At 70.3% G+C, this 15831-nt stretch carries 11 protein-coding genes; 5 read left to right on the top strand and 6 right to left on the bottom strand.

Going from position 1 to position 15831, the window contains the following annotated elements:
* Positions 1 to 30: 30 nt before the first annotated feature.
* The gene (locus tag H4N64_RS13130; RefSeq protein WP_186282447.1) at positions 31 to 453 is read right to left on the bottom strand and encodes a hypothetical protein; all 423 of its coding nucleotides are present in this window, start codon (positions 451 to 453) and stop codon (positions 31 to 33) included.
* Positions 454 to 554: 101 nt separating this feature from the next.
* Here H4N64_RS13130 and H4N64_RS13125 point away from each other — a divergent pair, with 101 nt between their 5' ends.
* The 5 genes from H4N64_RS13125 (at position 555) to H4N64_RS13105 (ending at position 5839) form a co-directional block, all read left to right on the top strand.
* On the top strand, positions 555 to 1055 hold the full coding sequence (locus tag H4N64_RS13125; protein WP_186282446.1) for a tetratricopeptide repeat protein: 501 nt from the start codon (positions 555 to 557) through the stop codon (positions 1053 to 1055).
* A 49-nt stretch (positions 1056 to 1104) separates the two neighbouring features.
* On the top strand, positions 1105 to 3027 hold the full coding sequence (locus H4N64_RS13120; protein ID WP_186282445.1) for a hypothetical protein: 1923 nt from the start codon (positions 1105 to 1107) through the stop codon (positions 3025 to 3027).
* Between the two features lie 104 nt (positions 3028 to 3131).
* Positions 3132 to 4046, top strand: a complete 915-nt coding sequence (locus H4N64_RS13115; protein WP_186282444.1) for a metal-dependent hydrolase — start codon at positions 3132 to 3134, stop codon at positions 4044 to 4046.
* Positions 4046 to 5092, top strand: a complete 1047-nt coding sequence (locus tag H4N64_RS13110; RefSeq protein WP_186282443.1) for a PDR/VanB family oxidoreductase — start codon at positions 4046 to 4048, stop codon at positions 5090 to 5092. Before H4N64_RS13115 ends, H4N64_RS13110 begins: the two co-directional genes overlap by 1 nt.
* A 57-nt stretch (positions 5093 to 5149) precedes the next feature.
* On the top strand, positions 5150 to 5839 hold the full coding sequence (locus H4N64_RS13105) for a TetR/AcrR family transcriptional regulator (protein WP_186282442.1): 690 nt from the start codon (positions 5150 to 5152) through the stop codon (positions 5837 to 5839).
* On the opposite strand, the gene H4N64_RS13100 is transcribed toward H4N64_RS13105, so the two are convergent.
* The 5 genes from H4N64_RS13100 to H4N64_RS46355 form a co-directional block, all read right to left on the bottom strand.
* Positions 5836 to 6189 carry a 5-carboxymethyl-2-hydroxymuconate Delta-isomerase gene (locus tag H4N64_RS13100; protein ID WP_186282441.1) on the bottom strand — a complete coding sequence of 118 codons (354 nt, stop codon included), beginning with the start codon at positions 6187 to 6189 and terminating at the stop codon, positions 5836 to 5838. The two genes, H4N64_RS13105 and H4N64_RS13100, sit on opposite strands and share 4 nt — an antisense overlap.
* 29 nt (positions 6190 to 6218) lie before the next feature.
* A complete protein-coding gene (locus H4N64_RS13095; RefSeq protein ID WP_186282440.1) occupies positions 6219 to 7823 on the bottom strand; it encodes a fused response regulator/phosphatase in 1605 nt (534 codons plus the stop codon).
* Between the two features lie 79 nt (positions 7824 to 7902).
* A complete protein-coding gene (gene pulA / locus H4N64_RS13090) occupies positions 7903 to 13293 on the bottom strand; it encodes a pullulanase-type alpha-1,6-glucosidase (protein WP_186282439.1) in 5391 nt (1796 codons plus the stop codon).
* Between the two features lie 128 nt (positions 13294 to 13421).
* Positions 13422 to 14792: an alpha-amylase gene (locus H4N64_RS13085; protein ID WP_186282438.1), complete on the bottom strand. Its 1371-nt coding sequence runs from the start codon at positions 14790 to 14792 to the stop codon at positions 13422 to 13424.
* 173 nt (positions 14793 to 14965) lie between these two features.
* A complete protein-coding gene (locus tag H4N64_RS46355) occupies positions 14966 to 15775 on the bottom strand; it encodes a tetratricopeptide repeat protein (RefSeq protein WP_186282437.1) in 810 nt (269 codons plus the stop codon).
* Between the last annotated feature and the right edge of the window lie 56 nt (positions 15776 to 15831).

The raw sequence follows: 15831 nt of genomic DNA, 5'->3' as shown, positions 1-15831 counted from the left end.
CCGGCTTTCGCTTGGTTCCGGACTGTTCGGTCAGCCGTGGTGGCTGCCACTGTTGTTGTGACTGCCACCGGGATTCATGTGGGCGGAACCCTCCTCCATGGTCCCCCCGAGCGTGCTCTGCAGCGCTGTGACCGTCTTCTCCGCGCCGACGGCGACCCATTTGCGGCCGACGAGGTAGTAGCCGCCGTAGTCCTTCGCCCCGTTCAGCCACTCGCGCTGACCGCGGTCGGTGGCGAAGGTCGCGAGGACGAACTTGCCGCCGGTGTTCTTGCAGAGGGCCTGCCGGATCTCGTCGGCGTCGGTCTGCATGTCGGGCGTGCACTTCACCTCGGCGGCCAACTGCTCCAGACTGCCGGACGCCGTCTCCGGTACGGCGCTCTCGTCGCCGCCGGAGCCACACCCCGCGAGCATCAGCACCGCCACCGCCGCGAGCATCGGTCGGGTCACCTTCATCTGTTCCTCCATACAGGGGCCTCCCCGTGGATACGGCTCCCGCGCACGGACCGCTCAAAATACCGCTGCCGGGCTGCACGCGCGCGTGCGAGAGTGACGCCGTGAACCAAGACTGGGACGACCGAGTGACCGCCGCCTGGGCCGGCTTCGACGATTACGCCGAGGAGGAGGCCGCCGACTTCCGGGCCGTGATCGACGCCCTGGTCGCCGAACTCCCGGACGACAGCCCGCTCGGCCCCTTCGAGCAGGCCTGCGCCTGGGACTCCACGGGCCACTCCGACAAGGCCGTACCGCTTTACCGTCAGGCCCTGGAGCGCGGGCTGAGCGGGTACAAGGGCCGCCGGGCGAAGATCCAGATGTCCAGCTCGCTGCGGAACATCGGGCAGGCCGAGGAGGGCGTCAAGCTGTTGACGCCGGAGCTGGACGCGCCCTCCGACGAGTTGGACGACGCGGTACGGGCCACTCTCGCGCTCTGCCTCTCCAGCCTCGGCCGGGACCGCGAGGGGCTCTCCCTGGTACTGGGCGCGCTGGCGCCTCATCTGCCGCGCTATCAGCGGTCGATGGCGAACTACGCTCGGGAGCTGGTCGAACCCGGAGAGTGAGTCACCCGGGTGGAGGTGACCAAACAACGGTTCGCTCGTTTGGCTGGACGTGCAGTCACAGGATGTCGCCCCGCGCCCCACACCCGCCTCCGCCACCGGCCCCGTCGTCGACGTCGAACAGGCCGAGGCCGCCCTCGTCGAGCACTACCCCCGGCTGGTCAGGCTCGCCTACCTGGTCCTGCCCCCGGGCCTCGGCCGCAACCGGCGCGTCCTGACCGCCCACGCCCTCACCCAGCGCGCGCTGCCCCGGGGCCGCACGTCCACGCCTGTGATCCCGCCCCAGTCGACAGGCCGGGAGGGCGATCCCGGGTACGCCTTCCTCCGCCTCCACGTAGTGCGGGCGGCGCTGGAGGCGGGACTGCCGCTGGCCCGCAGGGCGTGGCCCAAGCGGTCCCAACTCCCGCCGCTGCTGCCCCAGGTGTGGGGCCTGCGGCTCTTCCCGCGCTCGGGCGGCGCCGACGAGCTCGCCCTCGACCAGCAGCTCTCGGCGCTGAGCGGCCCGGCACGCGCGGCGTACGTGCTGCGCGGCCTGGAGAAGCTCCCCGACGACGACGTACGCACGATGCTGACGGCGGCCGGGGCCGAGGACGTGGACGCGGCACTGCAGGAGGCCGGCGGGGTCGCCGCGCGGTACGCGCTGCTCAACTCCCCCGAGTTCGATCCCTGTTCGCTCCAGGCCCGGCCCACCGATCTGATGCGGCGGCGTCAGCACATGAAGGCCGCCCTAGTCGCCGGGGCCGCGCTGGCGGTGTGCGGGGCGCTGCTCGGGCTGCCGGGTGAGGGCTGGGGCCCCGACGGCGCGGCGGCTCCGGCGTACGCGCAGAACCCGGCCGCCGAGGCCGCTCTCGACCCGAGCCGGCTGCTGAAGGTCCCCCCGGCCGCCTGGCAGTCCGCGTCCCGGGGCGACTTCTCCGTCTGGCCCGCGCGCGGCGAACTCACCGGCGACCGGGACCTGTTGCGCCGCGCCCTCGCCGTCTGGGCCCGCCCCGGCGAGAAGGTCCGTGTCTCCGCCACCCCCGGCACCCCCTCCGGCGGCCCGGCGGGCCCGCCGCAACTCCTGTACGCGGGCGCCGTCGACAGCGCGCGCGTGGTGATCCTCTACGACGGACTGCGCATCGCCCGCTACGCCGAGCCCAAGGACGGCACGGCCGGTGCCGCCATGGACTTCGCGCGGGTCGACAACGCGACCGGCGCCGAGGCGAACGCCCTGGTGCTGGGGCGGTCCGACGGCAACGTCCGCTATCTGATGGCGCCGTGGGTGAAGAAGGCCGCCGAGCGGGACCTGCTGAAGCCGGGCTCCGGGGCGATGGCGCTCACGCTGACCGACGGGGTGACCTCACCGCTGGCCAGCCCGGCCGCCCAGCAGTCCGGCTGCACGTCCTGGAACGTCCTTCAGGTGACCGACGGCGAGGGTGCGCGCCTGATGTCGGACCTCGGTGAGCTGGTCCCGGCACGGCTGACGGCCGGGCGGCCGGACTCCGTCAAGGACGCATCCGGCACGGAGGAGCTGCGGACCTGGGCGCCGTACGCCTGCTCGCTGTCCGCTCTGCGGGTGCAGGGGGTGCGGACGGTGAACGCCTGGGCGTACGCGCGGCAGCCGCTGCCGGAGTCGAGCGGCTCGGCCGACTGGGTGTGCACGCGCGCCGAGACCTGGCGGGGTGGCGGCACACGCGTGCTGGCCCAGTTCCGTACCTCGGGCGGGAGTTACGGGGCGGTGGCGGCGAAGGCCGAGAACGTCCCGGCGTGCGGCCCACGCGATCCGCATGTGCTGGCCGGGGTCCTGTGGAAGTCGCAGGCCGGGTCCTGGTACCTGCTGGCGGCGGGCAGCGGGGACACGGAGTCCATCCGGACGACGGGCGGGGTGAGCGCCTCGGCCGAGGGCGCTGTGCTGGCGGCGAAGACCCAGCAGGGGGCACAGGCCGAGCTGAAGGGCACGCTGCAGAACGGGCGGGCGATCAGCGGGCTGCGCTAGGGCCTGTCCGGCGGATCATGCCGGACAGGCCCTAGTCCACAAGAGCGTCAAGAAGTCGGTGCACGAGGGTTTCCCTCGGACTTACCCGTCAGTACATTGACGCCATGTCTAACAAGCAGGCCCGGGTGCCCCTGCCCGTCGAGGACGAGCGGACGCCGCTCAAGGCGCGCAAGGTGTCCTTCTCCTGGGAGGACACCCCGTTGCACTGGGTGCCGGGTGATCCGTTCACCACGCACACCATCAATGTGCTGCATCTGCTGCTGCCCGCCGGTGAGCGGTGGTTCGTGCATGTGTACAAGCAGGTTCTGCCGTACATCCGGGACGAGCGGCTGCGCGAGGACGTCATCGGGTTCATCGGCCAGGAGGCGATGCACTCCCAGGCCCATGACGAGGTGCTGCCGCACCTCAAGGAGCTGGGGCTCGATCCGACGCCGTACACCGCGCAGGTGGACTGGCTCTTCGAGAAGCTGCTCGGGGACCGGACGCTGCCACCGGGCCGCGCGCGGCGCTGGTGGCTGATGGAGCGGGTCGCGCTGATCGCGGCCATCGAGCACTACACCGCGTTCCTCGGCAACTGGGTGCTGAACGCCGAGGAGTTGGACCGTCGGGGCGCCGATCCCACCATGCTGGACCTGCTGCGCTGGCACGGCGCCGAGGAGGTCGAGCACCGGTCCGTGGCCTTCGAGCTGTTCCTGCATGTCGACGGGGGCTACCGGCGGCGCGTGCGGACCTGGGCGACGGCGTTCACGGCGCTGGTGTTCCTGTGGCAGCGCGGGGCCCGTTTCTTCATGGAGAACGACCCGACCCTGCTGGACGGCAAGGCGAGCTTCCGCGCCTTCTACGTCCGGGGCCGACGCGGGGTGCTGCCCTCGACCGGGGACATGCTCCGCTCCATCCCGCGCTACCTGAGCCGGGACTACCACCCCTCCCAGGAGGGCTCCACCGAGCAGGCGGTCGCCTATCTGGCCTCCTCCCCTGCCGCCGTCGCCGCGCTCGCCGCCGAGAAGGGGACCAAGTGATGCCGAGGCTCAGGACGGTCGTGGCCGTCGCGGGCGCCGCGCTCCTCGCGAGGCGGGCCATGCGCCGCCGTATCCAGGCCTCGCCGCTGTGGCCGATGCCGGCGCTGGACGAGCCGGTCTCCGGGCGGCCCCGGACGCGGGCGCTGCGCCTGCTGGTGACCGCGCACGAGAAGGTCGCCGACGGGGTCGTACGACTGCGTCTGGAGGGGCACGACCTGCCGCGCTGGGAGCCCGGCGCGCATCTGGACCTGGTGCTGCCCTCGGGTCTTGTCCGGCAGTACTCGCTGTGCGGGGATCCGGAGGACACCTCGTCGTACACCGTCGCCACACGGCTCGTCGAGGACGGGCGGGGCGGTTCGCGCGAGGTGCACGAGCAGGTGCGGGAGGGCATGGAGCTGGAGGTGCGCGGGCCGCGGAACCGCTTCCCGCTCGTGGCGGCTCCCGCGTATGTGTTCGTCGCCGGGGGCATCGGGATCACACCGGTCCTGCCGATGCTGCGCGCCCTGCCCGAGGGCACCGACTGGCGGCTGCTGTACGGCGGGCGGACGCGGGCATCGATGCCGTTCCTGGAGGAGATCGAGAAGCTGGACGCCGGGCAGGGCCGGGTCAGCGTGGTCGCCGAGGACGAGGACGGACTGCCGGATCTGGACACGCTGTTCGCTGAGGTGCCGGAGGGCGCGGCCGTCTACTGCTGCGGTCCCGAGGGGCTCATGGCGGCGGTGGAGGAGTGGGCGCCGCAGGTCCATCTGGAGCGGTTCGCGCCACGTTCCTCGACCGAGGGCAACGGCTCCTTCGAGGTGGAACTGCGGCGCAGCGGTCGGGTGTTGACGGTTCCGGCCGACTCGTCGGTGCTGGCGTCCGTACGGGCCGAGCTGCCGGACACCCTGTACTCCTGCGAGCAGGGTTTCTGCGGGACCTGCCAACAGCGGGTGCTGGAGGGCGAGGTGGACCACCGGGACGAGCTGCTGACGGACGCGGAGCGTGATGACTCGATGCTGATCTGTGTGTCACGGGCACGCGGTGGGCGTCTGGTGCTTGACATGTGAACACCCCTGGCCGGTGCGGCCCGTTCGAGGGCCGAATCCGATCGGTAAGGTGTTCGTATGACTACCGGGGTACGCCGCAGAATGGGCGTCGAGGAGCGACGGCAGCAGCTGATCGGCGTCGCCCTCGAACTCTTCAGCCGACGCTCGCCCGACGAGGTCTCCATCGACGAGATCGCATCGGCCGCGGGCATCTCCCGTCCGCTGGTCTACCACTACTTCCCCGGCAAACTCAGCCTGTACGAGGCCGCGTTGAAGCGCGCCTCGGACGATCTGGCGTCCCGGTTCGTGGAGCCGCACGAGGGTCCGCTGGGCGCGCGGCTGCTGCGGGTGATGAGCCGCTTCTTCGACTTCGTCGACGAGCACGGCCCCGGTTTCTCGGCGCTGATGCGCGGCGGCCCGGCGGTCGGCTCGTCCACCACGAACGCGCTCATCGACTCCGTACGGCAGGCCGCGTATGTCCAGATCCTGTCGCATCTGCGGGTGGAGGACCCGCCCGCGCGTCTTGAGCTGGTCGTCCGCTCCTGGATCTCGCTGGCGGAGTCGACGGCGCTGATCTGGCTGGACGGCCGGCGCATCCCGCGCGCCGAGCTGGAGGTCCAGCTCGTGCACGACTTCGCCGCGCTGGCCGCCGTGAGCGCCGCCTACGACGAGGAGCTGACGGCACTACTGCGCCGCCTGCTCAAGGACGAGCCGGCCGAGGGCCCGTTCAGCGACCTGGTCAGCCGACTGATCGCGCTGGCGTCCTAGAGCTCGACCTTGCGGTAGGACGGGTCGAGGTCGCGTACCTCGGCGGACAGGTGCAGTTTGAGCCCGTCCACCGGCTCGACGTACTTGCGCAGCAACTCCAGCACCGCCTCGGTGAGCCGCGCCTTCGTCTCGTCGCTGCGTCCGGCGAGCAGGGCGAGCGTGACCTGCACGATGGCGTGGCCCTCCGCCTCGGCGCCGACCGCCTCGTCCTCGGTGCGCAGAACCCGCGTCTTGCACGCCTCAAGACGGGCCGCCGCCGTCTCGACGACCACCGGGTGCAGCGCGGTCGCGAACGCCTCCCAGTCGACATGGTCGAGCGCCGGGGAACGTTCGACGGTGATCTGCGGCATGGGCACTCCTGTTTCTACGGCAACACCGCTCACCCTAGCCGCAGCGCCAGCATGGCGATGTCGTCCTCCTGTTCCTGGCCGAAGCGGTCCAGAAGGGTGTCGCACAGGGGGTCCAGGCCCGGTGGGGCGGCGCCGGCGGCCGTGCGGAGCTGGTCCATGGAGACCGCGAGGTCGACTCCGCGGGTCTCGATCAGGCCGTCGGTGACCATCAGGAGGCGGTCGGCGGGGGCCAGGGTCACCTCGGTGGGTTCCGGACGGTCCAGGCCGAGGCCGAGGAGGGGGCCGCGCACCCGCACATAGTCGGCGGCGCCGTCCTCGCGCACGATCAGCGGCGGGATGTGGCCCGCGTCGGCGATCCTGGCCCGCCCGGTGCCGGGGTCGGCGAGGACCAGGCAGACGGTCGCCGTGACGTCGGGGTGGTAGTGCTGGAGCATCCGGTCGAGCCGCTCGGCCAGCACCCGGGGGTCGCCGTCCTCCACGCAGTAGGCGCGCAGGCCGTGCCGGATCTCGACCATCACGGTGGCCGCCTCCAGTGAGTGCCCGACGACATCCCCGACCGCGGTGAGAAACCCGCTCGGGGTGCGCAGGGCCGCGTAGAAGTCGCCGCCGATCTCGGTCTCCCGGGACGCGGGCACGTACCGCACGACGAGGTCGACGCCGGGCAGCCGGGGGAGGCGCTCCGGCTCGGGCAGGAAGCTGCGCTGGAGGGTGAGCGCGATATGCCGCTCCGCCCGGTACATGAACAGCGGTTCGGCGGCGAAGGCGGTGGCCTGGGCGAGCCGGAACAGGGACGCGTCGTCCAGCGGGGTGCGCCGGGCCGGCGTGGCGACGCACACCGGTGTCCGTCCCTCCTGGGTGAACGCCAGCACCAGCCGGGCGTCGTCCTGCCGGCCGGCCCCGAAGAACCCGGCGGGCCACAGCGGAGCGGGTACGACGGTGCTGTGTACTCCGGTCCGTCCCTTGGCGATCCGGGTGATGAGCCCGGCCACCGCCTCGTGCGCGCCCGCGTCCGGCATCGCGAGCCGGCTCCTGGAGGTGCCCGAGTCCATCTCGCCGTCCGGCCCGAGTACGAAGACCACGGCGTCGGTGCCGGTGAGCCGGGCCGCGCCCTCGGCGGCCGCGTCGGCCAGCTCCCGCGGACAGCGGGCCGCCTGCACGGTGACGATCGCCTCGGACAGCAGGGTCAGCCGGTGCGCGAGCACCTCGAAGTCACCGCGTCTGCGCGCCCCGCGCACCGCCGCCCGGACGACGGCCTGGATCTCCTGGGGCTCGGCCGGCACGGTCAGATAGGCGTCGCCGCCCGCGTCCAGGCCCATGCACCGCTCGCGGGTACCGATCGCGGTGGCGGAGAAGTGGACGACGGGCAGGTCCGCCGTGCAGGGCCGGGCCCGCACCCGGCGGCACAGCTCGAAGCCGCTCATGTCCGGCAGCCCGACGTCCACGAGAGCCACATCGGGCAGGGCGCCGTCGTGCAGTCGCGCGTCGAGTTCGACGAGCGCCTCGCCGCCGCTCGCCACCGGCACGACCCGGTGCCCCGCGCGGCGCAGCACGGCGCCCATGGCGTAGCGGTTCGCCGCCACGTCGTCCACGACCATCACCGTGGTCGGGCTCGGCCGCTCGTCGTTACCGTCCATCTCCGGCAGCCCTCAGGGCGGGGAAAAGAGGGTGGAGCGAACCCCGCACGGGATCCGCTCCACCCAAATTAGTGCGATGTCAGGCAGTTCGGGAGAAGACCGCGACAGTGCGCCCCGGAACCGTGAACGTGCCGGAGTCCTTCTCGTACGACGAGGTCCTGACGATAGGATCCGCGCCCGAGGCCTGCACCTCGTGCAACGTGTACCCCTCCCCCGCCAGTTCGGCGATCCGCTGCTCCTGCCGCTCGGGCGTCGCGTTGAACACCACCACGAGGTCGCCGAGCGTCATGGTGATCACGCCGGGCGTCTCCTCCGTGCCGGACAGCGGGAAGGCGAGCTTCGACTGCACCCGCTCGGCCGAGTCGAGCGAGAACACACCCTCCGTCGACCGGATCCTCAGCAGATCCCGGTACGCCGCCGAGGCGCCGTCGATCTGCTCGCAACCGACCTTCACCGTGCTGAGCAGCGGTGTGGCGTACGGCCACTTGGACTGGTTGTCGGCGGCCATCGGCAGCCCACGCCCGAAGCCGTTGCCGTCCGTGCAGTTCCAGTGGATCGCGTTGAACCAGTCGCCGCTGTCGTAGGAGTTGCGGTCAAGGGACTTGGAGCGCAGCAGGTCGGTGCCGGCCTGGGAGAGCGCCGGGCCCTGCGAGAGGGTGGCGGTCGCCATGGCGAGGACCTGCATCCGGGCCCGGTCGTCGGCGCTCACCGTGGCGGGCAGCTTGTAGGCGAGGGCGTCGAACAGGGACTCGTTGTCGTGCGCGTCGGCGTAGGCGAGGGCGTCGCCGGGCGCGTCCGCGTAACCGGCGGGCTGTCCGTTGTAGTCGACCTCGGCGCCGGTGACCTCCTTGCCGTCGGTGTCGGTGAACCGGTACTGCGCGAGGTTGCCGGACAGGCCCACCTTGATCAGGTCCTGGTAGTGCAGCAGACGGGCCTTCTGCTCGGCCGTACTGCCGTTGTTCTTCGAGGAGTTGGGCTCGTTGTACAGGCCGGACGCGAAGCCCTGGATGCCGGGGTCCTCGTCGAAGGGGCCGCCGCCGCGCACCGCGTCACGGGCACGGTCGGAGAAGGTGGCGACGCCGGTGCCGGCCATGTTCTTCTGCGTGGCCTGGGTGAAGCGGGCGTCGTCGGCGACCTCGCCGAAGTTCCAGCCCTCGCCGTACAGGATGATCTTCTTGCCGTCGACGCCGTCCTTCTCCAGGGTCAGCGCGTCGAGGGCCTCGCGGACCGCGAGGATGTTGGCCTTCGGGTGGTGGCCCATGAGGTCGAAGCGGAAGCCGTCGACCTTGTACTCCTTGGCCCAGGTGACGATCGAGTCCACGACGAGCTTGCCCATCATGGCGTTCTCGGTCGCGGTGTTGGCGCAGCAGGTGCTGTTCGCGACCGAGCCGTCGGCGAGGAGCCGCTGGTAGTAGCCGGGCACGATCCGGTCGAGGACGCTGGTCGCCGCCTGGCCGCTCGCGGCCGTGTGGTTGTAGACGACGTCCATGACGACCCGCAGACCGTCCTCGTTCAGCGCCTTGACCATCTCGCGGAACTCGACGTTACGGGCGGTGCCGTCCGGGTCGGTCGAGTAGGAGCCCTCGGGGACCGTGTAGTGGTACGGGTCGTAGCCCCAGTTGTAGGCGTCCTTCGCGGCGGCCTTGGCGACGCACGCCTGCTGCTTGTCGGAGTCGGCCGGGTAGGACGCGAGGTCGCAGTCGACGGTCGCCTGGTCCTCCCGGAGTTCGGGGATGGTGGCGATGTCGAACGCGGGCAGCAGATGGACGTACGACGTGCCCGCCTCGGCCAGCTTCCGCAGGTGCTTGGAGCCGTCGCTGAGCTTGTCCGTGAACGCCAGGTACGTGCCGGGGTTCGAGGCGGTCCTGTCCTCGACCGAGAAGTCCCGCACGTGCAGCTCCTGGATCTGCGCGTCCTTCAGCGGCACGGCCTTGGGCTTGGTGTACGTCGACCAGCCCGTCGGCGCCAGGGACTTGTCTGCGAGGTCGACGAGCAGGCTGCGCGCGGAGTCGGCGGTCAGGGCGAGGGAGTAGGGGTCGGTGACCTTGTTGGTGACGACCTCTCGGACGCTGGGCGCCCACACCTTCACGACGTACCGATAGGGCTTGTTCTTCCAGGACGCCGGGCCGGTGACGGACCAGACGCCGGTGGTGGAGTCGCGCTTCATGGCGACGGTGGAGTCACCGATCTCCAGCTTGACGGACTGCGCGGTCGGCGCCCAGACGGACAGGGTCGGCCGTCCCTTGCTGAACGTCGGCCCGAGGTCCGCCTTCGTCGCGTCGTACAGGTCGTCGAGGACACCCGCGATCTGCACGCCGGTCGCCGTGAGGACCGCGCCGTTCGCCGCGCGCTGGGAGGCGACGACCTGCCCGCGCAGGGCCTCACGGACCCGGTCGCGGTCACGGGGGTCGACGGACCAGGCGGTGGAGGACTTCAGGTGCGGGAATTGCGCCTTCTGGGTGTCGGTGAGGGTGGTCTTGGACAGTCGCAGCCACCGCTGGTCGCCGCCGGTCAGCGCGCCGTCCTTGACGGCGATCGAGCCGGTGCGCGAGTACAGCAGCTGGGTGGAGGCCGCCGCCTCCGAGCCGTTCCAGGCGACCGTGTTCCGGTCGATCCAGACCGCCTTGGAGGTGGTCAGGTCGAGGGCGGCCGCGCTGCCCGCGGGCTGCGGCAGCAGGTACTTCTCCTGGCCGTTCAACAGCCACACCTCGTGGCCGTTCGCCGTGAGGTCCAGCGACTGGTCGGCGGGGAGATCCTTCTCGTCGCCCTTGTGGATGATGTAGCTGAGGCTGCTCGCACCCTCGGTGAGCGGCACCTCGAAGACAGCGCCATAGGCATCAGTCTTCACCGGCTTGAGCGGGTTCGACCACTCGGTGGGGTTCGCGGCGCCCGTCCAGACGTGCAGACCCCAGCCGTCGTAGTTCCCGTCCGCGCGGTGGTAGTGCAGGACGGCCTTGGACTTGTCCTGCGCCGGGTAGTCCGGGCGCTCGGTCTGTACGGCCTCCTTGCCCTGCTCGATCCAGATCTCGCCGGTCTTGGTGACATCGATCGTGCGGTCGGCGGAGACGTCCTTGTTGCCGTCCTTGTCGATGACCAGGAAGCCGACGTTCGAGGCGCCGGGCTTCAGCTTGACGTAGGCGAAGGCGCCGTAGGCGTCCCGGCCGACGAAGGGGTGGCTGTCCGGCCAGTTCGTGGACTCGCCGTCGGCGAGGTCGCCCCAGGCGTACAGGCCCCAGTTGGCGTAGTCGCCGTCCGTGCGCTTGTAGTGGACGACCGCGTAGTCCCGGGAGGAGGCGGTGGGGATCTCCTCGGCGGGCGGGGTGCCGGTGGTGGACGCGGCGGTCGCGCTCGCCGTGCGGCCCGCGGAGTCGATCACGACCGCCTTGTAGCGCAGGGCGGTTCCGGCCGGTACGTCCTCGCCGATGACCTGGGTGACCTTGTACGGGGCGTGGTCGGCGGAGCCGAGCGTGCGCCACTTGCCGTTGCCGGTCTGGGCGGTGAAGACGACCCGGTTGAGCTGACCGCCGTCGACATCGGCGCCGATCTCGACCGTGCCGGTGGCGCCGCCGGCCGGGGCCTTGAGGGCGATCGTCGGCTTGGCGGCGGGGGCGGGGAGCTTGCCGTCGGCCTTGAGGACGATCGCGGAACCGGCCGGGACGGTGACGGTGATCTTCTTGTCGGCGTCGGAGGTCACGGCGGTGTCGGTGCCGTAGATACCCGTGAAGCCCCTGCCCGCGGAACCGGTCGCGAAGGTCGCCGTCTTCGCCTCGCCGGCGTTGTTGAAGGCGACGACGTACTCGGTCTTGTCGGTGGCGAAGCGGGAGAAGGCGTAGACACCGGCGCCGTCGGCCGCGTAGCGCTCGGTCTGGATGCCGTCGGTCAGGGCCGGGTTGGCCTTGCGCAGCTCGGCGAGAGCACTGATCTGCTTGTAGAGCGGTGCACTCGTGTCGTAGGCGTCGTCGGCGTGGGTGCGGTCGGTGCCGATCTGGTCGTCGTCCAGATAGTCGGCGGTCTTCGACGCGAACAGGGTCTGGCGGGCGTCCTTGTCACCGCCGGAGCCGGTGAAGCCCTGCTCGTCGCCGTAGTAGACGACGGGGTTGCCGCGGCTGAGGAACATCAGCTCGTTGGCGAGCTTCGCCTTCTGCAGCAGCTCGGCGTCGGTCGCGTCCTTGTCGTCCTGGTTCAGGAAGTACCCGATACGGCCCATGTCGTGGTTGCCGAGGAAGGTGACCTGCTCGTACGCGTTGGCCTTGCCGGTCGTGTACTTGTAGTCGTCGGCGAAGACCGAGGCGAGCCTCTGCGCGCTGCCGCCCTGGGAGGCGTACTGCCGTGCCGCCTCCTGGAAGGGGAAGTCCAGCGTGGCGTCGAGGCGGCCCTCGGTGACGTACGAGGACGTGATGTTCGTGTCGGCGGAGTAGACCTCGCCGAACATGAAGAAGTCGTCCCGGCCCTGCTTGGCCGCGTAGGCGTCGAGGGCGGTCGCCCACTGGGTCCAGAACTCCATGTTGACGTGCTTCACGGTGTCGATGCGGAAGCCGTCGATGTCGAAGTCCCTGACCCACCGCTGATAGATCTTCTCCATGCCGCCGACCACCTCGGGACGCTCGGTCCACAGGTCGTCGAGGCCGGAGAAGTCACCGTTGGTGGAGCTCTCACCGGCGAAGGTGGAGTCGCCCCGGTTGTGGTACATCGTCGGGTCGTTGAGCCACGACGGCACCTTGTTGTTCTTGGTGGCCTTCGGCGTGCGCGGGAAGGAGTCGGTGTCGACCTCCGGGAAGTCCGCGGAGCCGTCGGCGTAGTCGGCGTCGTCGAAGGGCTCGCCGTCCTTCGTCAGATACGGGAAGGCGCCCTTGGAGAGGTAGCCGTACGACTTCTCCTCGTAGTCCACGACGTCGGCGGTGTGGTTGGTGATGACGTCGAAGTAGACCTTCATGCCCTTGTCGTGTGCCTTGGCGATGAGGGTCTGAAGGTCCTTGTTCGTCCCGAAGTGCGGGTCGACCTGGGTGAAGTCGGTGATCCAGTAACCGTGGTAGCCGGCCGAGGCGTTGGCCCCGGTGCCCTGCACGGGCTGGTTCTTGAAGATCGGCGCCATCCAGATGGAGGTGGTGCCGAGGCCCTTGATGTAGTCGAGCTTCTTGGTCAGACCCTTGAGGTCGCCGCCCTGGTAGAAGCCCTTGTCGGTGGGGTCGTAGCCGGTGGCGAGGCGCGAACCGGTGAGGCCGCCCTCGTCGTTGGACGTGTCCCCGTTGGCGAAACGGTCCGGCAGGACGAAGTAGAACTGCTCGCGCGTGGAGTCGTGCCGGGCGGGCTCGGCGGCGAGCTTGGCGTCGGACGGGGGCGGAGGCGGGGTGTCCGCCCGCGCCGCGAGGGGTTGGACGAGCGCTGCGGCCAACGCGGTCACGGTGACCGCGGCAACCCGTCCGGCATGCGCGGTACGGCGCCTGGGCGGCGCCGGCCATCTAGGTATCACTGACGTGAACTCCTTGCGATACGGCTCTGTTGGGTCCGACCCCGCGCGACCGTATCGCCGCCGTAAGCGTTACAGCAAGAGTCCTGAAATGATCGGTAAGAGCTTTCAGCTCCGGGGGCCGGTCCGCCTCAGCAGCTGGACTTGCCCGCGTAGATGGCCAGCGCGGTGTTGGAGCCGAGCGTGGCCGAGAACTGACCGCTGGAGTTCACGGTCACCGCCGTGTTGTTCTGCACGTTGCAGTACGTCCCCGCGGGCAGGGAGGTCTGGTAGGTGCGGGTCAGACTGCCCGACTCGTGGTTGATGGCCACGTAGCCCTTGCTGCCGCGGCCGAAGGCGATGGCGTCGGCGCCGTTGTCCCACCAGTTGGTCACCGACTCACCACGCGTGGCGTTGCGGAAGGCGACCATGCGCTGGATCTCCGGCCAGGCGTGCTGGCACTTCCAGCCGTCCTGCCAACAGGCGTTGACAGTACCGCCGTTGGGCGGACCCGCGTCCGTGTCGGACCACTCGTAGGCGGAGTTGATGTCCGGGGCGCCGTAGGGGTAGGCGAGCATGAAGACGTTGGCCAGCGTGTAGTTGGCGCCGTCCTTGTAGTTGAGCGTGGAGCCGTTGCGCTCGGTGTCGTGGTTGTCGACGAAGACACCGGAGACCGAGCTGTTCATGTAGCCCCAGCCCTCGCCGTAGTTCTTCAGGTAGGCGAGGTTCTCGTTGTTGAAGACGCGCTTGAGGTCGTAGGCGTAGCGGAACTCCTGCACGTCCCCGTTGCCGGTGTACTCGGTCGGCTGGACGGCCTCTCCGCTGCCGTAGATGGCCTCCTGCTTCCAGTACACCGACGGATTGCTCAGCCGGGACTTGATGTTGGCGAGGTCGGCGGCGTCCATGTGTTTGGCCGCGTCGATACGGAAGCCGTCGACGCCGAGGGAGAGCAGGTCGTTCATGTACCCGGCGATGGCGCCGCGGACGTAGGACTCACCGGTGTCGAGGTCGGCGAGGCCCACCAGTTCGCAGTGCTGGACGTTCCAGCGGTCCTGGTAGTTGGTGATCTGGCTCGTGCAGTCGTCGAAGTCGAACGACGAGTACAGGCCCGGGTAGTTGTACTTCGTGTACGACGAGCCGCCGGTGCCGGTGCCGCTGCCCGCCGACATGTGGTTGATGACGGTGTCGACGACGACCTTCACCCCGGCCGCGTGGCAGGTGTTGACCATGTTCTGGAAGGCCGTACGGTCGCCGAGCCGCCCGGCGATCTTGTAGCTGACCGGCTGGTACGAGGTCCACCACGGCGAGCCCTGGATGTGCTCGGCGGGCGGGGAGACCTGGACGTAGCCGTAGCCCGCGGGGCCGAGGCGGTTGGCGCACTCGGCGGCGACCGAGGAGTACTTCCACTCGAAGAGGACGGCGGTGACGTCCTTGGTGCCGGGCGGGGAGGCCTGGGCGGTGCCGGGTATGAGCACGGCCGCCGCGGCGGCGAGCGCGAGCGCGCCCGAGAGAGTTCTGGCCATGTGGGGAGTCCTTCACCTTTGAAGGGTGTGCGGAAGTGCGGGGGGTACGCTGAAGGTTCTTGCTGAAAAATTACTGAAACCTTGCGGTTGCGCAGATGTTAAGGGTTGGACGTCCGCAGCGACCAGAGGTGCGGGCGAAGTTGCTGCAAGAAATTGTGGGGTGGGGAACGGCCCTAACCGGTCGCCTCAAGGCGTGCCAGGAGTGTGCGGATCTCCGACAGGCGGGGGTGGGACGGGTGGAGACCCGCCTCACAGTCGGCCAGCGCGCGCCGGGCCGCGGCGGCCGCCTCACTGTGGCGCCCCAGGCCGTACAGGGCGGTGGCCGTCACCAGGTCCAGGTGGCCGGCCTGGGACCGCTCCTGCGGCGGAGTGACCTGTCGGGCCTCGCCGAGTGCCTCGTCAGAGCGGCCCTGCCCGTTGAGGATACGCACCAGACAGCAGTGCAGCGGGGCGGCCGAAGCGCCGTCGGCGCGGGGCAGGTTCCCCCGGGCGATCGCCTCCGCCTCATCGTGACGGCCCAGTTCGCACAGCGCCCACGCCAGCATGCCCAGCACGGACAGCTCCAGCTCCCACACGGTCACCAGATGCTTGATGCGGGTCAGTTCGCGCAGCAGGTTCTGCCCTTCCGCCTCGGCCTCGCTGTGCCGCCCCTGTCCGATGAGGACCCACATCCGGGCGCTCCGGACCCACAGGGGAAGGAACCGGCCGGAACCCGTGATCCCGTCCCGGTCGGCGATGAGGGCCTCCATCTCGGGCAGCATCTCCACGCCGCGTCCATGGGCCGTGGCCATCACCGTGGCAATCGCCTGGGCATGCCAGGTGATGGAGAGACGGCTCCCCCGTCGCAGCCGCCGGGCCGCGGCCTGGCATGCTCTGGCCTGGGCCTCGGCCTCCTCGTACCTGCCGTCCTTGGCGAGGTCGAACGCGTGGACCAGGGCGGCGGTCCGCCGTGCGCGGGTGGGAATCGTCCAGGGGCGGTTCACGGACGGCGAGCTTACGTGGCCGTGCCCGGTCGGCGACGGGCAGGGCCCGTCACCGG

Source organism: Streptomyces cupreus, from assembly GCF_014257025.1.
In the GTDB taxonomy this organism is placed as follows: domain Bacteria; phylum Actinomycetota; class Actinomycetes; order Streptomycetales; family Streptomycetaceae; genus Streptomyces; species Streptomyces cupreus.
Note: the sequence above shows the minus strand (reverse complement) of the source record. Positions and strands in the feature narration are given on the sequence as shown.